14 protein-coding genes are annotated in these 23,007 nt (G+C 40.7%); 9 read left to right on the plus strand and 5 right to left on the minus strand.

From position 1 onward, the window contains the following. Window positions 1-197: 197 nt before the first annotated feature. Entirely contained in the window at window positions 198-2,396 is a 2,199-nt protein-coding gene (locus ACM0OS_RS09925; protein WP_414543016.1) for a CHASE2 domain-containing protein, read from the plus strand. A gap of 991 nt (window positions 2,397-3,387) precedes the next feature. Here ACM0OS_RS09925 and nadB read toward each other — a convergent pair. The 3 genes from nadB to ACM0OS_RS09940 form a co-directional block, all read right to left on the minus strand. Further along, window positions 3,388-5,058 (minus strand): L-aspartate oxidase, encoded by a 1,671-nt coding sequence (gene nadB, locus ACM0OS_RS09930; protein WP_414543017.1) that lies wholly within the window; start codon window positions 5,056-5,058, stop codon window positions 3,388-3,390. A 164-nt stretch (window positions 5,059-5,222) separates the two neighbouring features. Next, a complete protein-coding gene (gene psbU / locus ACM0OS_RS09935) occupies window positions 5,223-5,651 on the minus strand; it encodes a photosystem II complex extrinsic protein PsbU (protein ID WP_414543018.1) in 429 nt (142 codons plus the stop codon). 388 nt (window positions 5,652-6,039) lie between these two features. Next, complete coding sequence (locus ACM0OS_RS09940; protein WP_414543019.1) at window positions 6,040-6,819, minus strand: DUF3120 domain-containing protein; 780 nt, start codon at window positions 6,817-6,819, stop codon at window positions 6,040-6,042. Window positions 6,820-7,221: 402 nt separating this feature from the next. Between ACM0OS_RS09940 and ACM0OS_RS09945 the strand changes: the two genes are divergently transcribed. From ACM0OS_RS09945 to ACM0OS_RS09980, 8 genes are all read left to right on the plus strand, one after another. Then, entirely contained in the window at window positions 7,222-8,187 is a 966-nt protein-coding gene (locus tag ACM0OS_RS09945; protein ID WP_414543020.1) for an undecaprenyl-diphosphate phosphatase, read from the plus strand. 153 nt (window positions 8,188-8,340) lie between these two features. Next, entirely contained in the window at window positions 8,341-9,681 is a 1,341-nt protein-coding gene (locus tag ACM0OS_RS09950; protein WP_414543021.1) for a TIGR03279 family radical SAM protein, read from the plus strand. A 94-nt stretch (window positions 9,682-9,775) separates the two neighbouring features. Then, the gene (locus ACM0OS_RS09955; protein WP_414543022.1) at window positions 9,776-12,418 is read left to right on the plus strand and encodes a glycoside hydrolase family 10 protein; all 2,643 of its coding nucleotides are present in this window, start codon (window positions 9,776-9,778) and stop codon (window positions 12,416-12,418) included. Between the two features lie 257 nt (window positions 12,419-12,675). Beyond that, a complete protein-coding gene (locus ACM0OS_RS09960; RefSeq protein WP_414543023.1) occupies window positions 12,676-15,831 on the plus strand; it encodes a PAS domain S-box protein in 3,156 nt (1,051 codons plus the stop codon). Next, complete coding sequence (locus ACM0OS_RS09965) at window positions 15,809-17,020, plus strand: EAL domain-containing protein (protein WP_414543024.1); 1,212 nt, start codon at window positions 15,809-15,811, stop codon at window positions 17,018-17,020. Before ACM0OS_RS09960 ends, ACM0OS_RS09965 begins: the two co-directional genes overlap by 23 nt. Before the next feature lie 160 nt (window positions 17,021-17,180). Continuing rightward, window positions 17,181-18,362, plus strand: a complete 1,182-nt coding sequence (locus ACM0OS_RS09970) for a response regulator (RefSeq protein WP_414543025.1) — start codon at window positions 17,181-17,183, stop codon at window positions 18,360-18,362. 436 nt (window positions 18,363-18,798) lie between these two features. Next, window positions 18,799-21,123 (plus strand): NACHT domain-containing protein, encoded by a 2,325-nt coding sequence (locus ACM0OS_RS09975; protein WP_414543026.1) that lies wholly within the window; start codon window positions 18,799-18,801, stop codon window positions 21,121-21,123. A 121-nt stretch (window positions 21,124-21,244) separates the two neighbouring features. Then, window positions 21,245-21,658, plus strand: a complete 414-nt coding sequence (locus ACM0OS_RS09980; protein ID WP_414543027.1) for a phosphomannose isomerase type II C-terminal cupin domain — start codon at window positions 21,245-21,247, stop codon at window positions 21,656-21,658. Between the two features lie 70 nt (window positions 21,659-21,728). On the opposite strand, the gene ACM0OS_RS09985 is transcribed toward ACM0OS_RS09980, so the two are convergent. Further along, window positions 21,729-22,487, minus strand: coding sequence for a HEAT repeat domain-containing protein (locus tag ACM0OS_RS09985; protein WP_414543028.1), 759 nt, complete (start codon window positions 22,485-22,487; stop codon window positions 21,729-21,731). Between the two features lie 198 nt (window positions 22,488-22,685). Beyond that, on the minus strand, window positions 22,686-23,007 hold a 322-nt coding region (locus tag ACM0OS_RS09990), incomplete at its 5' end, for a GNAT family N-acetyltransferase (protein ID WP_414543029.1).

Raw genomic sequence — 23,007 nt, forward strand, 5'->3', positions numbered from 1 at the left:
AAGTTCCCGATAGCTTTTCATTGAGATGTCTAATCATCGTCACTGGTGATCTATTGAAGTTACCTAGACTTTTTTGGAGGAACCTAATTAAATTGAAAAGATTCTTAAAAAATAAATCTAGGTCTTGCATGAGTTATATTTGCTAGCTAGTTGATAGCTAAAAAAATAAAAAATATTTTCCCCACTAGGTAATGGGAATGAGTAAGCAGCTAGGCAAGCGTCTTGTGAAGTTCGTGAGGGGACTGAAACAGATGCTTGGTAGAGGACATAGAGAGTTAATCACTGCTTCTAGCATTGCAGTCTGTATTTTGTTTTTGCGCTCCACCGGATTATTGCAATCTTTGGAGTTAGCTGCATTAGATCAATTTTTCCGTTTACGGCCAAATGAATCACCTGATGCTCGGATCACAATTGTTGCCATTGATGAAGTTTCTTTAAATAAAATAGGTTCCTGGCCAATTCCCGATGGTGTGATTGCTGATTTATTACAAAAATTACAAGTCCATCAACCCCGTGCTATCGGTTTAGATCTCTACCGAAATTTAGCAGTAAATCCTGGTTATGAGCAATTAGTGAATGCTTATAAGTCAATACCAAACTTGATTGGCATTGAATTGTTGGGACATGATAAAACCGCCAATGTTTTACCGCCACCAGACATGAGTCGGGAGCAAGTGGGTTTTAATAATGTATTATATGACCCTGATGGCAAAGTCCGTCGCAGCTTGTTATATTGGCATGTTGATCAACAGCTACACGAAAGTTTTGCCTTAAAGCTGGCTTTATTATATTTAGAGTCAAAAGGCATTACTCCCCAAAAAGCAGATAATAAATCTGAGTATTTACAGTTGGGTAAGGCGGTATTTACTCGTTTTCGGTCAAATGATGGTGCTTATGTGGGAGCTGATGCTAGGGGCTATCAAATTTTATCTAACTTTCCCAAACCAGGTTGTCACAGCACAGATCCCGTATTGTGTGGTTACCATCAAGTAAGTATGAGCGATGTCCTGGATAAAAAAGTTTCAGCAGAATTTATCCGCGATCGCGTCGTACTCATTGGTTCTACTGCTTCTAGTCTCCAGGATTTTGTATTTGTACCACATTCAAGTAGGTTAATGGGTACTGCCAAGCCGATTGCTGGTGTAGAGTTGCAAGCGTATTTTATCAGTGAATTAATCTCCGCCGCGCTAGAAGATCGGCCGTTACTCAAAGTCTGGCCTAAACCCTGGGAATACTTATGGATTTTTACCTGGTCTTATGTGGGATCTGTGACCACTTGGCGAATCCGATTTCCCACTAAAAGCATCATCAGTACTTTTTTATCTTGTTTGGGGCTAATCATATTTACATATCTAGCTTTTTTATTCGGTTGGTGGATACCACTGATTCCAGCATTAATGACATTTGGCGGTTCAGCTATTTGGATTACCTCTCACATTGCCTATATGCAGGAAGAGCTAAAACGCTCCAAAGAATTTTTACAGCAAGTGATTAATACAATTGCTGACCCCATTTTCGTCAAAAATGAACAACATCAATGGATTGTATTAAATGAGGCCTATTGTCAACTAATCGGTTATCCTGATACGATGTTGATTGAAAAGTCAGACTATGACTTTTTTCCGCTGAACGAAGCAAATGTGTTTCGCCAACAAGACAAACTCGTTTTTCAGACTCAGCGACCGAAGGAAAACGAAGAAGAATTTACTGATGCTACGGGTAATACTCATTTAATCTCCACGAAGCGATCGCTCCACAAAGACGCGGCTGGTAATTTCTTTTTAGTGGGCGTTATTCGAGATATTACACAGCGGAAGTTAATGGAAGAACAACTCAAACGTACCGCAGCTGAGTTATTCCGCACCAATAATGAACTCAAGCTCAAAGAAGACCACTTACGTTATCTGGCTTATCATGATCCCCTGACAGGTTTATCTAATCGGAAGTTTTTTGCCGAACAACTTCACGAATCATTACTTTGGGCCCAAAGTAACAATCTGTTATTAGGACTATTATTTATTGACTTAGACGGATTTAAACAAATTAATGATACCTTGGGTCACGATATAGGCGATCGCCTGCTAGTATCTATCGCCCAACGACTCAGCAACTCTTTACGGGGTAGCGATACTGTTTCCCGATTGGGTGGCGATGAATTTACTGTTATTTTACGGGCAATTCCTAACGAACAAGTGGCTGCTAAAGTTGCGGAAAAGATTTTAGCTAGCATTACTGAGCCAATTGTTTTAGAAGGATATACTACGCGGGTTTCTGCCAGTATAGGTATTAGTATTTACCCAATTAATAGCCAAGATACTGAGGCAATGATCAGACAAGCCGATGCTGCTATGTATCGTGCCAAGCACTTGGGTAAAAACCGTTATGAATTTGCTTAGATATCATGAATCATGAATTAGCAAATTTGTCAACCGCCCATTTCTTCATGATGCAGGTCAGATCACTTAAATACTGCAAATTAAATGTACTTAAGTAGATTAGCTTAAAAAAACTCAACAAAAGTTTAAGCCTTATAGATAAATTTTTCAGCAAAAACAGATGTTTTTGCTGTTTTATTGTCTGAAGTTAAGTCATATCAACTAATTTTTTGTAAAAAAATATTATTTCTGTATTTTTGTCAAGTCTTTGAAAGGGTATTTTTACGCAATTGACTTAATATTTTATTAAATTTTTCTGGTTTTTATAATTCTTTTGTGGTAATTTAATAGGTATATCTAACCTCAGACTGATGCTAGCAACCATTTTTTAGCTATTTCTCTGAAGAATCTCTGCCTTAAGACACAAGCTACTACCGTCTATTTTCGGTACAGTAGTTATCAATTCACACAAAAAATTTAATTAAGATTTAATTTTTCCGAAACAATCAATCAATCTGCTGTAGATAACAGAAAACACAGAATGTAACCAAAGTGCATGGAATTCACCAATAATTATGAGAAGCAACTTGAAAATCACGAGCTTTATGGTATTTTGCCTCAGTGCTTATCTGATACTCCCCACAATTGCTGATGCTACGGGAAACAGGAACATTGTGACATTTGATGAGCTAAACTCCAGTGGTAGCAGTCAATTAAGCACTCTTAGAATGTCTTCTGAGGGGATAAAGGATATATATGTTCCACCCAATTACGGTGGGCCTGACAGTCAGCATGGTAGCGGTACTCGTTGATAGATGAATACAAAGTTGTCAGTTAAAGAAGATTTGTGAAAGCGTATTTATTCCTTGTGTTTCCGTCATGAAAGAAGCGGTACCAAGTGCAGTTATTTGCTCGACTAAAATATCAGGCACTAAAGGCTGACTGTGTAACGTATCAGGATGTCAGCTTGTAGCCTTTGCCTAAAACTGGCGAAGATATTGTTTTAATTGTTTTAGTTTACAGACTTTTGCCATTGGCATTTTTGTACCAGGGTGTGTACTTGCCAATTAGGATCTGGGAGAGGGTAATCTATACGGTAATGTCCGCCCCGACTTTCAGTTCTAAAAGCCGCACTTTTGAGAATTAAATAGGCTACATCTAGTAAATTGCGGGTTTCTGCCCAAAGACGCAATTGCCGTTCTACATCTGGGATATTGAACCTAACGGCTTCATTGGGTTGTAAAGTCAGCAAAAATTGACTCAAAGGCAAAGCAGCAAAATCTGCTTGCCAAGATTCTACCGTAGCGATCGCAGCTTCTAAACTTGACTGTTCTCGACAAATTCCGGCACTTTGCCACACCAGACGGGGTAATTTTTTCCTAATTGCTGCTAGTTGTGCTTGTTGGGTGGGCCATTCATCAATATCAACGTTCAGTTGGCGTAATGAGAGCATTGGCTCTGGTTCTGCTATAGGCACATCTGCCAAATCAATATTAGCCATTTGGGCCCCAAACACAATACATTCCAGCAACGAGTTACTAGCCAAGCGATTAGCTCCATGTACACCAGTACTAGCAGTTTCGCCCACGGCGTACAAACCAGGAATATTTGTGCGATTCATCAGATCAGCGACAATTCCACCCATCCAGTAATGAGCCGCAGGGGCCACAGGAATTGGTTCATTGAAAACATCAATCCCCCAATGTTGACAAACTTTAATGATATTGGGAAAGCGATGGCGAATTTTTTCAGGGGGAATAGGGCGCATATCCAGCCAGACATGGGCAGTAGCTGGATCGATGGCGGTATGTTGCAGATGACTAAAAATTGCTCTACTGACTACATCTCTGGGTGCTAGTTCGCCAGATGGATGGTAATCAAAAGCGAAACGCCGCCCTTCGTTATCCACCAGGTGCGCCCCCTCACCACGTACAGCTTCACTAATTAAAAAGTGATCTGCACCCGATTTAGTCAAGGCGGTGGGATGGAATTGCACAAATTCTAAATCCCGGAGAATAGCACCAGCCCGTGCGGCGATCGCTACGCCGTCACCTGTACTCACAGCTGGGTTAGTAGTTTGGGCAAATACTTGGCCACCGCCACCTGTTGCTAAAATTACAGCACCAGCCCTGATCCAGCTAATTTCACCTTGATAAAACAGGCTAATTCCCTGACATCTGCCAGTTTTAGGTTCTAACCACAGATTCAAAGCCAAAGCTTGCTGAATGACTTGAATATTTTGACGGCGTAATACTTGGGCAGTCAGGGTAGTTGTGACTTCCCTCCCTGTGGTATCGGCAGCGTGAAGTACGCGATGGCGGGAATGGGCGGCTTCTAAAGTTAAAGCTAAAACTTGATCGTGACGGTCAAAAGCCACTCCCAAGTTAACCAATGATTGAATACATTTAGGGGCTTCTTGGGCAAGAAATTCCACTGCTGCGCGATCGCATAATCCTGCACCTGCCTGCAAAGTATCCTCAATGTGTAATGCCGGAGAATCTTCCGGGGCGACTGCTGCGGCAATGCCACCTTGGGCCCAATCACTGGCAGACAGAGAAACTGTTTCTTTGGTAATTAAGCCTACTTGCAAGTCTTCTGGTAAACAAAGCGCAGTATACAATCCAGCGGCACCGGCACCGACTACTAAGACATCAAATTTGCGGGGAATATCTGTTTGAGACAAGGTTAGAGAATGGGGAAGGTGGGGAGGTGGGGAGGTGAGGGAGGTGAGGGAGGTGGGGAGATGGGGAGGTGGGGAGATGGTGGGACGAGAAAAATAGATTTTTGTTCTAAGCTAACATCTTGCCCCTTGTCCCCTTGTCCCCTTGTCCCCTTGTGCCTTTTTAGTTATCTGTAGATACCGTTATTAAAGCGATCGTCTCCTTCGTTGAAGACAGATTCAAATTCGGTAACGGCAAAGTTGTCTAAGTTAGCTTGCAGAAGTTGTTTTTGGCGATCGCTCAATCCAGGAAGTTCTAGGATATCCTCAACCTTTTCGTAAGGAGCGTTCTTGATGATTTTCTTCGCTAGGGTGGGATACAGCCCTGGATACTGTTGAAAAGCTCTGACGTTGGTATTATTCAAGTCAAGCTTTTTACCAAATTCTGTACCTAACTTAGCATCTGCTTTATTCTGCCGGGAAATTGCCAGGACTGGAACCTGGGGCAAAGCAACACTGTTGATATTGGCAGCAGTGGCTGTCTGATTTATTCCCAGCCATCCCCAGCAACCAAGCAACACACTAAACACTGTTAATAAACGCACCAATCTTTTCACGATTTTTCTACCTCTTTCCAACAAACAAAAAATAACGGCTTTAAGCCAAAAGCTGTCAACTGTAAGCTGAATCCAGACCTATGAAGTAAAGCACACCGATCAATCTGGGAGCTTATTTCATCCTAGCCTGAGGAAAGATGCTTTAAATGCATCTATATCCTTGATCCTTAAATGCTTGGGTTAATAGCTGATAGCTTTATCAACACACAGTGGTCATCAGAAACTAATATACAGCGTATCAATACCCGTAATATTTGCTGCTACTGGGTTTGACCTTTTTTTTACAAAAAGTTATTTCTTGGGCAAAATTTTTCTCTAAAACTGGGTTAATGTCAAAGACGCCATATTTATACTTTTAGCTGAGATTATGCCTGAAATGAGCAAATCTTTAGGCTGCGATCGCCGCGATCAAAAATAAGCTATCTACCAAAATTGTACTTAGGACTGCTCCACTAAAAGCATACCAGTGTTTTTTTCTAGTCAACAAAGGTAAAGTCCCGGCTGTTAACAGCCCTATGGCAAGAATTACTGCCCAAGCTTGTCCCCAAGGTGTTTGTACTTGGATGACAGCAGTTTGTAAAATAGGTGACACACTAGCAGGTTCAACCTGCATAATTTGCCGCCAATAAGGCATTAAGTCTACTAAATAAAAATACACATCTGTCAGGGCTGTACCTAGTAAAGAACCTAAATAAAAGCAGTTACCAACTTTGCCCCAATTCTTCGCCAGACACCAACAAGCAAACGGTAGTCCGATGGACTCTACAGGTAAATGCCACATAGGTTCCCAACGCAACCAGCCCCAGTAAATTGCTCCTGCTAGCCAACTCCAGCTAAAGCCTAAGAGTAAATCTCCCCACAAATAAGTTACAGGATGTGACATTAACTTAAAACTTAGCCACACCCAAAATCCTGTAATTGCGATACTCAGAACTGGTAGCGATCGCACTAATGGCGCTTCCACAAATACTGGCACCGATACCAAAAATACTGCTGCTGCAAATAATAGCCAAGCTTGTCTTGCAGCCTTAGATACAGGCAGGGAGGGAGTTAACGCGAGTGTGGATTCCCACTCATTGATACTTTTCTGTGGTGTATCAGTTGCATGTAAATCAGTATTTATAGGGGTAGTGACAGTGGTGTAAGAGGACAATGTATTATTAATCAAAGTTTTTAATATTTGTTACTAAACTTTATCTTATTTAAGATATCACACTAAAAAAATCCCCCCCCTGGGTATTTATATTTTACCAGTATTCTGCCTAGATTGTATGTTGCACGAAAGTGCCACTAAGAGGAAAAGGGGCAGGGGGGCAGGGAGCAGGGGGGAAACCGGGACACTCATGTTCCGCTCCTTCCACACAGGAGGAAAGGGCTTGTTTCTCCGGCATCAAGGAACTGGCGCAAAATTGCTACCCTTACCGTCGTAGATGTGCCGTAGGGTAGAAGTATTTTTGTTAGTTGCACCTAAGTCCCTAGTCCCTATGCTTTTTGGGTTATTTTCCTGGAAGGTGGTAAAAAAAACTGTTTGTGTAATTGGTTGTAATAACAGCGATCGCAGGTAAATTCAATGACTCGATTAAAACGTCAATGGTTCATACTTTTAAGTGCAGCATCTGCCTTATTCTCAATTGTCGCATTTCCTCTTAAAGTTTTGAGTAATCAACCCAACCCAGCCTTAGATGAGACACAGCCACAAATGCAGATATTGCAAGCTCTGTTTTTAGGCTTTGTCCAAGGAATGACTGAATTTCTGCCCATTAGCAGTTCAGCACATTTAAAGGTTCTACCCGTGGCTTTGGGTTGGGGCGATCCTGGGGTAGCTTTTACCGCCATTATTCAGCTTGGTAGCATTGTGGCTGTGTTGTGGTTTTTCTGGGATGACATGACACAAATCATCAAAGGAGCAACCAAAGCCATCGCTGTCAAAGATTACCAAAGCCATGATTTCCGCTTATTTCTAGGAATTACCTTAGGAACAGTGCCTATAGTTTTCTTTGGACTTTTAATTAAAAGATTTATTCCAGATTATGATAATTCACCTCTGAGAAGCATGGCAGCCATCGCCATTGCCTCTATAGTTATGTCGATATTATTAGGATTGGCAGAAAAATTCGGTAAACGGCAACGTGACTTTCAACATTTGACCATGAAAGACGGGCTATTAATGGGTTTAGCTCAATCTTTGGCATTAATCCCCGGCGTATCTCGTTCAGGTTCCACAATTACCAGCGGACTATTTATGAGCTTAGAACGGGAAACAGCGGCGAGATTTTCTTTTTTGCTAGGAATCCCCGCCATCACCCTAGCTGGCTTAGTCGAGTTAAAAGATTTTATTCAAGTAGGTGTAGGCAATATAGGTATAGTACCGATGATCGTCGGTACAATTTCCTCTGGGATATTTTCCTATATAGCGATCGCCGGATTGATACAATTCCTCAAAACCCAAAGCACCTTGGTATTTATTTTGTATCGCCTAGTATTTGGTGTAGCCATCTTGGGTGCCATCGGTGCGGGATTAATCAACAATAGTTAATAGTCCTGTCGTCATTGGGAAAAATCACTCCCCCCTTTTACCAAAAGATCAGGTTTAAAGCCGAGTGGAATTGTGGGCCATAGCTCCCCTGCCCCCTCGCCCCCTTGCCTCCCTGCCCCCTGCTTTTTCATCACCCCACCTCTCACACACATCATGTCTACCATCCATCCTGCCCAAATCACCAAAGTATTACCTGATTCCATCGCCGCAGAAATTGGCTTTGAACCGGGGGATGCCATTGTGGCTATTAATGGCACCAATCCCCGTGATTTAATTGATTATCAATTTTTGTGTGCTGATGAGGTTCTAGAACTAGAAGTTTTAGACGCAATGGGCAAAACCCATCACGTGGAAATTGAAAAAGACTACGACGAAGACTTGGGGCTAGAATTTGCCACAGCTTTATTTGATGGGTTAATTCAGTGTAATAACCGCTGTCCGTTTTGCTTTATTGATCAACAGCCGCCAGGGAAGCGTTCTAGCTTGTACTTAAAAGACGATGATTATCGTCTCAGCTTTTTGTATGGTTCCTACTTAACTTTGACTAATTTGCCAGAAAAAGAATGGCGGCGGATTGAACAAATGCGCTTGTCTCCTTTATTTGTCTCCGTTCATGCTACGGAACCTGAAATTAGAATTAGACTTTTGAAAAACCAGCGTGCTGGACAAATCTTGCAACAAATTCAATGGTTCCAAGAGCGAAGACTACAAATTCATGCCCAAGTAGTTGTATGTCCAGGTATCAACGATGGCAAACATCTGGAACAAACACTCAGAGATTTAGCGTCCTTTTATACTGGCGAAGTGCCTGCGGTAGCATCAGTGGCAGTAGTGCCAGTTGGTTTAACGCGGTTTCGCCCTGAAGACGACGAACTCACACCTGTTACCAGGGAAAAAGCTCAAGAAGTGATTTCCCAAGTAAAATTACTCTCTCAAGAATTTCGCCAACAATTCGGTTCCGGGTTTGCTTGGTTAGCCGATGAGTGGTTTTTAATTGCAGGTGAGGAATTACCCAGCGAGTCGGAATATGAAGAATATCCGCAAATTGATAATGGTGTGGGTTCCATTCGTTTATTTATCAAGCAATTTGCATCTACCGCCGCAGAATTATTACCGTCAAAGCTTTATCATCAAAAAAAATTAACTTGGGTAGTAGGTAATGCCGTAGAAACAGCCTTTCAACCAATTGTGCAACGCTTAAATGCTGTTGAGGGTTTAGAAGTAAAAATGCAGGCTTTGTGTAGTGATTACTGGGGACAAAATATTAGTGTCACCGGGTTACTTACTGGGCATGATTTGCTTTTAAATCTCCAAGGGCAAGATTTAGGCGATGGAATTTTGTTGCCAAAAGTTATGTTAAAACATGGTGAATTATTATTTTTAGATGACATGAATGTGGCTGAAGTTGCTCAGAAGTTAAAAACCAAAATCATTCCCGTAGAAGGTGTTGAGGGTTTAATAAACAACTGTATTGCGGAAAATGTTCTGGTTTAATTAGCAAATATCAGTTATTTTTCGGAGGTAATTTATGCAGGGAATGAATGATAAATAAAACAAAGGCATTTTAGATAAAAATGGGGAGTGATTAGTGAAGAATCAAGATAAATGTAATAATAAAATCAGACAAACTGGATTCTTCATCTTCATTTTTAAATTTTTAATTTGTAATTATTTGGGTATTTTGCCAGCAAAAGCAGCAACAACAGAGCCTGTATTGAGTGTGGTGCAAAGCCAAGAAAATAAGCAGCAATGGGCAGAAATCACCAAACGTTTGCAAGCAATAAATATGAATTATTGCGTCATTTCCATAGCTGACGTGAAAAGTGCCGCTGATTGGGGCGATCGCCAGGTCTTGTTTTTGCCCAACGTCGAGACATTAACACCAGCCCAAGCGATCGCCTTAGAAGATTGGATGAGCAAAGGCGGAAACTTAATTGCTAGTGGCCCTGTAGGTAGTTTGTCAGCACCAGGAGTGCGTCAATTATTGCGATCGCTCTTAGGCAGTTATTGGGGATTTAGCCTCAGCCAGACACAGCAGATACAAGCCCCAAAAACCAAAAAACCAGAATGGGTAAACCAAAATGAACTTTTTGGGAGAGTACACGGCGGTGTGTTGATTCCCAATGATGTGGCTACTCCAGCCACCGCTGTCTGGGATTCCCCAGATAATCCCGCCGCAGTCGTCACTACAGAGCGTTCCACCTTCTTAGGTTGGCGCTGGGGAACCAATACAGCCTCAGCCGCAGATTTAGATAGTAACTGGCTCAAAGCTGCCATCACTCACCATCTATCAACCCCAGCCAATGGCCGCCAAAAAATAGCAGGAGCATCCCCAACCTGTGCCACATCAGTAGCTACTACTTCCCCATCCCCTCATCCCCCCATCTCTCCATCCCCCGCAGCCGTAGACGAAATCGACCAACTAGAACAAGCAGTCCGCTTAGATATTACCCCCAACTCCAATGCACCCATTAGTAACGATGAGGCGATCGCACTGCAACAAGAGCTAGAAAATTTAATTGGTCGGGTAGAAAGTGCCTATTTAGCTGCATCTGCCCATGCTACTAGAGTCGGGGATGTGAGTACTAGTAGCTCGTCTCTTAAAGGAGAACAGGCACAATTAGCTTCCACGAGAACCCTAATTCCTGGTAGAGAACAAGCCATAGCACAAGCCAAGGTAGTGGCTCAAAACATACCTCTATTAATTGCCCAAAAAAATTACGCTCTAGCACGTCAACAGTGGCTAGCTACCAAAGCCAATTTGTGGAAACAGTTCCCTGTGAATCGTAGATTAGCTCAAGCGGAAATTCGAGCCGTGTGGTTAGATCGGGGGACAATTGTTAAGGCTGGTGGCGAAAAAGAATTAGCTAAAATTTTTGATCAGCTAGCACAGTCGGGAATTAACACTGTTTTTTTTGAAACAGTCAACGCCGGTTATACGATTTACCCCAGCCAAGTTGCACCCCAGAATAACCCATTAATTCGCGGTTGGGACCCATTAGCGGCTGGAGTAAAATTAGCCCATGAACGAGGGATGGAGTTACACGCTTGGGTTTGGGTATTCGCTGCTGGGAACCAGCGTCATAATGAATTGATCAATGTTAGTCCTAATTACCCAGGCCCAGTGTTGGCCAAGAATCCTGATTGGGCAAATTACGATCATCGTGGGCAAACAATTCCTGTGGGTCAAACTAAACCATTCTACGACCCAGCTAATCCAGAATTACGGCAGTATTTACTCGATTTGTACGCAGAAATCGTCACTCGCTACAAAGTTGACGGTATTCAACTAGATTACATTCGTAATCCCTTTCAAGACCCGGCAGCAGGTCGAACTTATGGCTATGGTAAAGCTGCCAGAGCGCAGTTCCAGCAATTGCATGGTGTAGATCCTGTAAATATTTCGCCCAGTCAACGGGATTTATGGCAAAAGTGGACAGCATTTCGCACCCAGCAAATTGATAGCTTTGTGACCCAAGTGTCACAGGAATTACGAAAAAAACAACCAAATTTAATTCTTTCAGTTGCGGTCTTTCCTCTACCAGAAATAGAACGCATTCAAAAACTCCAGCAGCATTGGGAAGTTTGGGCAAGACGAGGAGATATAGACTTAATCGTACCCATGACTTATGCTCAGGATACCTCTAGTTTCCAACGTTTAGCCCAACCTTGGATAGCTTCGACAAAATTAGGGGCTACCTTGTTGCTGCCAGGTATTCGCTTGCTATCTTTGCCCACGGTGGGAGCATTTGACCAACTACAACTAATTAGAGATTTACCAGTTAGTGGTTATGCCCTCTTTGCCGCAGAAAATTTGAATAACGACCTACAAACAGTTTTTAGTAACACTCAAGGACAGGTTTCATCGACCATTAATGAACCTATTCCTCACCGCCAGCCTTTTAAAACAGCGGCTGTTCGTTACACAGCTTTACAAAGTGAATGGCAGTTAGTTTTGCAAAACGACCAACTACAACTGCCTACTGCTACCATTTCTGATTTTAATCAGCAAATGGCAGTTGTACAAAGAGCTTTAGATCAGCTAGCAGCTTCACCTTCCGCCGGTAATTTCATCGCAGCAAGAGCCACTTTGACTAGGTTTCAATCTCAATTTCGCATCTGGATGCGCCAACCAGCCACAGATAACCCCTATCAAGTCAAAGCCTGGGAAAATCGCCTAGCAACTATAGAAAGGTTGCTGCGCTACGGCGAACGGCGGCAGTTGCGTTGATACTAACAGGACTTACATAACCAACCACGTATTTTCGTAGTGAGTTCGTAAGTCCTAACTAAGTTGCGTTCAAACATAATATTCCTACTCCCTACTCCCTACGATTATTAGTATTTCTTCATACAAAATTTACGGTAAATTCACAGAATTTATAATTTAGACATTATTATTTAATTTGTATCAAAAATATTAGAAAATACTGAAATAACTAACTTGCTTTAAATAACTATTGTTTGATGTAGCAATTGTAATCTTCTATGCAAGCTTTACCTCAGCTTCTCTGTCCACGATGTTTAAAGTCGATTATTGACTTTTCGCCACTGACGGTTAAACCAACAACATCGGTGTCAGAAGCAGTAACACTGATGGCTAATCATAGCGTCAGTATTTTGGTGGTGACAGGTTCACAGTTAGTGGGATGGTTGACACAGAAAGATGTGGTGGGGCTGTTAGCTTCAGGGATAAATTTTCACACAACTCAGGTCGCTGAAGTTATGCAAACTTCAGTAATTACACTGAAAATTACAGAATTACCACCGATAAAAACAGTATTTTCACTGTTACATCAACATCAATTGGAAATTTTGCCAGTTATAGATGAGCAAGGTCAACTTGTGGGGATGATAACACCTGCAAGTATTTGTCAAGCGATTACCAAAATCAAACAAGCACAAGCACAAGCCGCACTTAGTCAAGCTAACCAAGAACTAGAAAAGCGCGTGGCTGAACGAACCATCGCTTTAACTCAAATTAATCAGCAACTATTATTAGAAATTGCGGAACGCCAAATCAATGAAGAGCGCTTTCGCTTTTTGGCAGAATCCATCCCTCAACAAGTGTGGATCGCCCATGCTCATGGCAATATTGAATATGTGAACCAGCCAACTCTTGATTACTTTGGCTGCAATTTTGAACAAATTATGGGCTGGGAATGGCAGCAATGGGTACACCCAGATGATTTGTCAAATTGTACAAACTTGTGGCAACAATCTCTAGCCACGGGTAACCCTTACGAAGTTGAATTACGTTGGCGCAGAGGAATTGACAAATCCTATCGCTGGCATTTGATCCGAGCATTACCTTTGCGTAATCCGCAAGGTGAAATTGTCAATTGGTTTGGTACCAGTACAGATATTAATGATCGTGTTTTTACAGAAGTTGCTCTGCGAGAAACACAACAACGGCTACAAGCGATTTTGGATAATTCTCCAGCGGTGATTTATCTAGTCGATAGTCATGGTAAAAATCTCCTGGTTAATCGCCAGTATGAAAAGCTATTAAACGTCCCTCAAGACCAGATCATCGGCAAGACTTTGTATGATATTTGGCCCTATGATCTTGCTGAGAAGTTTGTGATCAATAACTCCCAAGTCATTAGAGATGGTGTTCCCAGCGAAACAGAAGAAGTGGTGCCTATGGAGGATGGTTTACACACTTACTTGTCTATCAAATTTCCTTTAAAAGATGCTAACGGTGTTCCTTATGCTATTGGGGGTATTTCTACTGATATTACCAGACGCAAATTAATCGAGGAATCATTACTCCGCTTTCATAAAGCTATAGAAAGCACCAGTGATGCCATCTTGATTGGAGATATTACAGGTGCAGTTGTCTACGTTAACCCAGCCTTTATCGATCTGTATGAGTACAGTTTAAAGGAACTACAGGCTGCTGGAGGATGTGTAGCAATTTTTCAGGAGCCAGCAGAATATGAACAAATACGGACTACGATTAATTGTAGTCATTCATGGCGTGGTGAGGTGACCTTTAAAGCATCTAGTGGTCGCATTGTCAACGTTGACCTACGTGCTGATGCCATCAAAGATGCTACGGGTAAAATTGTGGGTACAGTTTGTATTCATACAGACATTACTCAACGGAAACGAGATGAAGAAGGATTACGACTCCGGGAGCGAGCGATCGCAGCCAGTAGTAATGGCATTATTATTGCTGATGCTAGTATTCCTAATGGGCCAATTATCTATGTCAATCCTGCGTTTGAGCGCATGACTGGCTACTCAGCCGCAGAAGTCATTGGACAAAACTTTCGTTCCTTCCAAAGTGCTGATATTAATCAACCAGGGTTACAAGAACTCAATGCAGCTATGCAAGCAGGTAGAGACTGCACAGTTACTCTTTGCAACTATCGTAAAGATGGCAGTCTATTGTGGAATGAGTTAAATATTTCTCCTGTTCATGATGTGAGTGGCAAACTCACTCACTATATCGGTATTCAAACAAATATCACTGAACGGAAGCAGGTAGAAACAGCATTACTTGTCAGCCAACAAAGGTTACAATATTTACTTTCATCCAGTCCAGCAGTGATTTATACTGCCAAGACTTCTGGGAATTTTGGGATTATTTTCATCAGCGAAAATGTCATGACCATGACAGGATATGCAGCATGGGAAATGTGGGAATCTAGCTTTTGGATTAATCATATTCACGTCGAAGACTTACCATCTGTGTTGGCTGAACTGTCACAAGTATTACAAAATGAAAATTACACTTTAGAGTATCGATTTTTACATAAAGACGGTACTTATCGTTGGCTATACGATCAAGGACAGCTAGTGCGAGATGATACAGGTAATCCCTTAGAATTGGTGGGTTATTTGGCAGATATCACAGAACGCAAAGAATTAGAAGAAGAATTGAAAGTAGCACTAGAAAAAGAAAAGGAACTTAATGAGCTTAAATCTCGTTTTGTCTCCATGACTTCCCACGAATTTCGCACGCCATTAAGTACTATCCTTTCTTCCTCGGAATTACTAGAACATTACCGCTATAAATGGACAGAAGAAAAACAACTTACTCATTTACATCGCATTCAGACTGCTGTCAAGCGGATGACAGAAATGTTAAATGATGTGTTGGTAATCGGCAAAGCTGACGCGGGGAGACTAGAGTATAGACCAAAATTATTCGATTTGGTGGAACACTGCCGCCATTTAGTGGAAGAAGTGCAACTCAATCACAACAATATATGCACGATTTATTTTACTAGTCAGGATAAATTTATGTCATGCTGCATGGATGACAAATTGCTAGGGCATATTCTCAGTAACTTACTTTCCAATGCCATCAAGTATTCCCCGAATCAAAGCACAATTAAGTTTACTCTCGCTTGTCAGAATCAGCACGCAGTATTTAAAATTCAAGATCGAGGAATTGGCATTCCAGAAGAAGATATACCACACTTATTTGAAACTTTTCATCGTGCCAGAAATGTCGGTAACATTCTAGGCACTGGATTAGGACTGGCAATTGTGAAAAAATGTGTAGATTTACACCAGGGTAAAATCGCTGTCAGGAGTAAACTGGGAGTTGGTACGGTATTTACAGTTACTTTACCGTTAAGTAGAAATATAAAGCCTGAGGTTAAAAATGGTCAAAATTTTAGTCATTGAAGATGAAGAATCTGTCCGCGAGAATCTTTTAGATTTACTAGAAGCCGAAGACTTTGAGACAATTACAGCGGCCAATGGCAAGATTGGCATACATTTAGCTGTATCTAATGTGCCTGACTTAATTCTGTGCGACATGATGATGCCAGAAATTGACGGTTATGGGGTATTAACAGCACTGCGTCAAGAACCTTTAACAGCTACAATTCCGTTTATTTTTTTGACTGCTAAATCTGCCAAATCTGATTTTCGCCAAGGCATGGATATGGGTGCAGATGATTATCTGACTAAGCCATTCACCCGTGCTGAACTGTTAAGTGCAATTATGAATCGCCTAGAAAGACAAGCTACTTTAAGAAAATATTTGTCTACTCAAACTGTAATTCAAACACTATCTCCAAAAATGCAGTTGGTAGAAATGAGCTTAAATCGAGTCATTCACCAGCAAAAATTTGAAGAATTTGAGGTTTATTATCAACCAATTATTGATATTGCTTCTGGACAAATGATTGCAGCCGAAAGTTTATTGCGTTGGCATAGTCCAGAATTAGGTTCTGTTTCTCCAGCAGATTTTATTCCCTTGGCAGAGTCTACAGGTTTAATTGTCGCTATTGATCAATGGGTATTGCAAACTGTCTGTAAACAAATTAGGTCTTGGCAAAATATGGGAGTTTTCCCTTTAAGAATTGCTGTCAACGTATCGGTTGTTGAATTTAATCGTCCAGAATTTACTCGAAAAATTATTGATTTTATCCAAACAAATGAAGTAAATCCAAAATATTTAGAACTAGAACTGACAGAAAGTATGATTATGCAAAATCCCAATAGTGCGATTACAACAATGAATGCATTACAAGCCTTGGGTATCAGAGTGGCTATTGATGATTTTGGTACAGGCTATTCTTCTTTAATTTATTTAAAAAACCTACCAATTAATACGTTAAAAATAGACCGTTATTTTATTCATAACGTTGCTGATGATTATCAAAAATCTGCAATCACTAAGGCATTAATTGAAATGGCTCATAATTTGAAAATGCAAGTCGTTGCCGAAGGTGTAGAGACAGACGCTGAACTAAATTTTTTACGCCAAAATAAGTGTGATGCTATGCAAGGACTTTTATTTAGCCGTCCCTTGTCAGCAGCAGATTTAGAAAATTTTCTGTGGAATAATAAACGCTTATTTGCATAAAGCAATAAACATGAAAACCATCTGAAGGTTCTTTTTTATGTTTTTAGTAATGGTATTTAATAATTTTGTAGTTAGTCATTGATACGTAACTTGATTATTGAATAAAATTACACTATATTATATAGTCTATCGATTTTTATCATTCTTGTTTTCAATAAATATGAAAAAAATATTAGTTATTGAAGATGATATAAACGTGCGCCATAACATTTTAGATTTGCTATATGCTGAAGAATTCAATGCAATTGAAGCCGAAGATGGTGGACTGGGTTTGCAGTTAGCACAAACAGAAATTCCTGACTTGATTATCTGCGATGTGATGATGCCGGAACTAGACGGTTTTGGAGTGCTGAAAGCATTACGTCAAAACCCAACTACAGCAATAATTCCTTTCCTTTTTTTGACAGCTAAATCTGATAAGACTGATTTTCGCCAAGGTATGGAGTTAGGCGCAGATGATTATCTGATCAAACCGTTTACAAGAGCAGAATTATTAGCGGCAATTTCTTGTCGCCTAGAAAAACAAATTACTATTCATCAGCAAACTCAACAGAAATTAGATAATCTGCGGAGTAGTATTACTTTATCTTTGCCTCATGAAATGCGAACACCGTTAAATGGTATTTTGGGATTTTCGCAAATTCTCATGGAAGAAAGTGAATTGCTAGATTCACAAGCAATCCGCGAAATGGCAGAATGTATTTATCAATCAGGTGAACGTTTATTTCGATTGATTCAAAACTTTTTGCTCCACGCAGAACTAGAAATTGTGTCCACAGATCCAGAGCGAATTAAATTACTGCAAAGTCAGGTAACTGTGTTTCCTACACCTACATTAACTAACTTGATTCATGAAAGCGCGAAAAAGGCAGGCAGGGAAGAAGATTTACAAATAGAGTTTTATTCATGTCATATTAATATATCTGCACAAAAAATTTCCAAAATTATTGAAGAATTGATTGATAATGCCTTTAAATTTTCCCCAGTAGGAACAAAAGTTCAGGTTACAAATAAAACTGTTAATAATACTTTTATGCTATCGTTTATTGATCATGGACGAGGCATGACCGCGGCGCAAATTGCTGAATTGGGAGCCTATAGACAATTTGAGCGGAAACTTCATGAACAACAAGGTTCAGGATTAGGATTAATTATTGCTAAACAGTTAGCTGAATTACACGGTGGTCAATTGAAAATTAAAAGTCAGCCGCAAAAGGAGACTATCGTTACAGTAATACTTCCATGTAGTACACCAGAAACATCGGTTTGTAATGACAGTCTTTACCAAAAAATATTACCCGTATCAGATATTACACCAGCTCAATCTCCTGCTAAAAAATAGATTTCTATTACCTTTGTCTTGATGTGAGTTAAACAAATTTTAGAAACATCTCTTCAAAGTGTTTAAATGTATTTAACAAAATATAGGGGTTTAAGTCCCCGGCTTCTATCAAGCTGCAAGTGTTGCGACTTGCGAATTGGTTTAAGCCCCTCTACGACGTGAAGAAGGGTCGGCGAGAGATTCATCAAACTCATGTTCCTGTTAATACTTTGCCAGTTAAATAAAAGCTGAGGCATTACTCAAGATGCAATAGCTGTTCTTGGTAATGCCCCAAGCTAGTTGGGTATGTAGATTTGGCTGACTCGAATACCATTATGTACGGCTGATGTTTGAATTGATGTTGGGGTTTTCGTTGAAGTTAGCGTATAACTTGTATAAGTTGTATAAAATGTATGCAAACAAGTAGAACTTTACATAGTAAAAGTTTGGTGGTTAAATGGCAAAGCGATCGCTCCAAGCATCGGTTGAAGGAATTAGAAAAGCTAAACAGGCTTTTAAGCGCAAAGGCTGGACACAAGAATATTTAGCTGCTGAAGTCAGTTTAGAAACTCGCCAGCCTATTTGGAAGTTTTTTACTGGCCAGCCCATAGACCGCCATGTGTTCAATGATATTTGCTTTGTCCTTGAGCTAGAACCCTCAGAAATTGCCCAAGAGCTAATTGTAGGCGAATCTAATTCTTTACATACATCAGCAGATATTAACCTAGATGTTGATGCCCTAGTACAAAAATTGCGATTTGCTAGCTACGACAAAATCCAGGCCCAGTGCGGTACTTTGCAGCTTTTGGATATTGCCCGTCCCATTGACTTAAATCACCTTTATATTGACGTTAATATTCTCGAAGAAATACCGAGTAAAAGATGGCTAGAAATTATTGATTTGCAAAAGCTAGATTCCCATAAACTTGATGGCTTTGACTTAACTAAATCACCGCAACTATATATTAGAGGAACCGAGGCAATTACAAAATATACAAAATTAATATTACTGGGCAAGCCTGGTTCAGGAAAAACTACATTTTTACAAGCGATCGCTATTAGTTGTATTCAAGGATGTTTTCGTCCTGATTGTTTACCAATCTTTCTTAGTTTAAAAGATTTTAATGAAGATATTCGAGGGCAAAATCAAATAAACCTATTCAATTATCTGTATGAATATTTCATGATTCTTGGCTTTGCTGAAGCAGACATTGCTAGAGTCTTGTATTCTGGGAGAGCTTTAATTTTATTAGATGGGTTAGATGAAATTAATGACGCAGATGCCAAAAACATTATTCATAAAATTCGTAAATTTACTGACAAATATTATAAAAATCAAATAATTATTACTTGCCGCACATCTTCCCAGCACTATAACCTACAAAAATTTACTGAAATTGAAATTGCTGATTTTACTGAATCACAAATTGCTACTTTTGCAGAAAAATGGTTTTTGGTAGTTGCCAACCATTCTGTAGCAGAAGCCCCAATTTTAGCGATGAAGTTGATGCAAAAGCTAAAATTGCCAAAAAATTTACCAATTCTACAACTAGCTACCATACCAATTTTCCTAAATCTTATTTGCTTAATTTTTAAATCCGCAGAAGATTTTCCGGCTAATTTATCAGAAATTTGTAAAAAAGCCTTAGATGTCCTGTTAGTGCAATGGGATGAAGCCAGAGGTATTAAACGAAACCAGATTTATCAAGATTTTTCGTTGGTGCATAAAACTAAATTACTCAGTTACATAGCAGCCGCTTCCTTTATTCAGGGAAATTATTTTCTATCTGAAACTAAAATACGACAACTCATCGCTAATTATCTACGCCATCTGCCCAATGGGACAACTGATGCAGATGTTTTAGAGTTAGAAAGTGCAGCAGTATTAAAAGGAATTGCATCTCAAAATGGACTATTAATTGAAAGTGCCAGAGGAATTTATTCTTTTTCTCATTTAATTTTTCACGAATACTTTACTGCTAGAGAGATTGTTACAAGCATCAATTGCCAAAACCACCCAGAAATTATCAATTACTTTAGTGAAAAACGTTGGCGGCAGGTATTTTTATTGAGTGTAGAAATGTTGCAACCCGCAGATAATTTGTTATGGATAATAAAGCAAAAAATTGACAATTTAGCAACTAAAAATGCCAAATTACACAATTTTTTGGACTGGGTATACCAAAAATCTTCCATAGTTAATACGACTTATCATTCAGCTAGTGTACGTGCTTTTTACTTTACTATTGCCTTGCCTCCAGAACATCCTCTAGCCTGTAATCAAGATTTACCCATAGCTTTAGATCATCAACTTGCTGGTACTCTCGCTATCGATTTAGCATTGGATTTAGCTTTGATTCATGCACTTACCGTGAGTTTATCTATAAGTGTGGAGCTTTTTTTTACAAGGTTTTCTGCTTTGAGTTTAGCCCTTGATTTGAGGCATCTATTAGTAGACCAACCATCTTTACAAAAATCTCTGCAAGACATCAACGAACAGCTACCATCACCAGTTCAGGGGAGAGAAGCACTGAAAATATGGTGGCAGGCTAATGGTAAAGTTTGGGTAGAAAAGTTGCGATCGTTGATCATAGAAACTCGCCAAATTGGTCATGATTGGCAATTTAGCCCACAGGAGTGGCAATACATACAGGCGTACTGGGATGCTAATAAGGTACTTCTAGATTGTCTGTATCATGCTAGTAATGTTACGCCTCAGATGCGGGAGTTGATTGAGAAGAATTTATTTTTGATTGTGGGGGCTGAGGAAGAAGGACTGTAGCACTATCTGAAGGTATCTCTAATCCCTAACCTCTTGCAAATGTATTCTTCATCCTAGCTTTATCTGGTTTGAGCTAAATTACGGATGAAGAGTAATAGCCAGCTACTTTAGGAATGTATTTATGAGTCAGAATGAGAATAATATTCAGCCAAACATCAAGGAATCTTCCTCGCATTCAGGGGAGCGACACTGGGGTACTGTAGAAGTGATAGAGGAAGGGGAAAGCTATAGAATTAGCCGTGTGGAAATCAAGCCTAGACATGGTATTAAGCCACAAATCCATTATCACCGTAATGAACATTGGGTGGTGGTTTCTGGTGTAGCCAAAGTGACTTGTGGGGAGAAGGAAATATTGCTGAATCGCAATGAATCAACTTTTGTCCCAGCAGCTACTCTGCATAAGGTGGACAACCCAGGACAGATTCCATTGGTGATTCTGGAAATTCAAAATGGTGAATATTTAGGCGAAGATGATATTGAACGACCATTAGAACTTAATGTCGTTAAACCTGTACCTGAAAATAAAGCCGTTTAATCCTAACGTGGCAACGGCGAATGAGACACGTTCCAGCGCTTAACCCCATCCGTCTATACGGTGGGGTACTTCAAAACCATCCATCTTGTTCTAGGGTTTCAATTAGCTGTAACCCACGGGGGTCACCTACACCTAACAGTGAGGCTTTGGCATCTTCCCTCACTCCTAAATCTTGGTCTTCGGCAAAGGCTTGAATCAGGGCATCGATGGCGGTGGCATAGACTATGTTCGAGGGTAGTTCCCGGCACAATTGTCCGATTGTCCAGGCGCAGTTACTCCGCACAGCCGCTACTGGGTCTTGCACTAAGGCTTCAATTAACGGTGGTATTGCCCCAACAACAGCTTCATAACCTACATCTGCCATCTGTGCTAAGGCACTAGCAGACCATAAACGCACTGCGGAAATGTCAGTTCTTAAGGCATCTGCGAGGGGTGCTAAAGAACGGCGATCGCGGCAGTTTCCTAAAGCCCAAACTACACCTTTACGTACATAACCATTCCAGTCTTTGTTAAGTTGAGTAATTAACGGTTCTACTGCTTCTGGACTGGGATTGCGTCCAATACCATAGGCTGCACTGACTCGCACCAAGGGACAGGTATCAGTTAACAGGCGAATTAAATGGGGGGTAGCCCGTGTATCTTCAATATCACAAAAAGCACGTGCCGCTAGCATTCGTTGCTGCGGTTGGGAATTTTCGAGGAGGGCTAGCATCAATTCTGGATCGGGCTTGGCCACTTCTGACTCAGCAGTTAGTGGCTGCATTTTATCTAGGGGGCTTTCTAGCTCCTCCTCGGCATCGAGTAGGCTTAGGTCTTCTGCGTCATACATATTTCATTTAAATGCCCGACTGGGATTTATAGATCATCCCCCGTGCTAATAAGTCAAAGCTTGATAGGTCTCAGCTAAATTATTGTACACTTTATCATTGCCATCAATGACTGTTAACAGCAGGACAACTGTTGTAGTTAACAGGCTAGAGGATGCTTTTTATGCATTTAAGATAGGTGGGGAGTGGGGAAAGAGTTTTTATGAGGAAATTGGTTTGATCATCCACAAGGATTGGGTTTGATAGCCTAGCTGATGATAAAGACTTAGCGCCCCTTGGTTAGACTGAAAAACTTGTAATCCGATTTGCCGATCGCCTCTTTGAGTAGCCCAGTTTTCTACATACTTCATCAAAGCTGTACCAATACCCCGCCGTCGATGTTCTGGGACGACGTACAGCAGAAAAATGTGAGCATGGCGATCGCCTTGGATTTGGTCTATGGCGTTTCCTACCCAGACACAGGAGATGGGAGAATGGGGGACTGAGGGCAAAGCACTTATATAATTACTCTCCCCTGCTCCC

This window comes from Nostoc sp. CCY0012, from assembly GCF_963920855.1.
Lineage (GTDB): Bacteria > Cyanobacteriota > Cyanobacteriia > Cyanobacteriales > Nostocaceae > Cyanocohniella.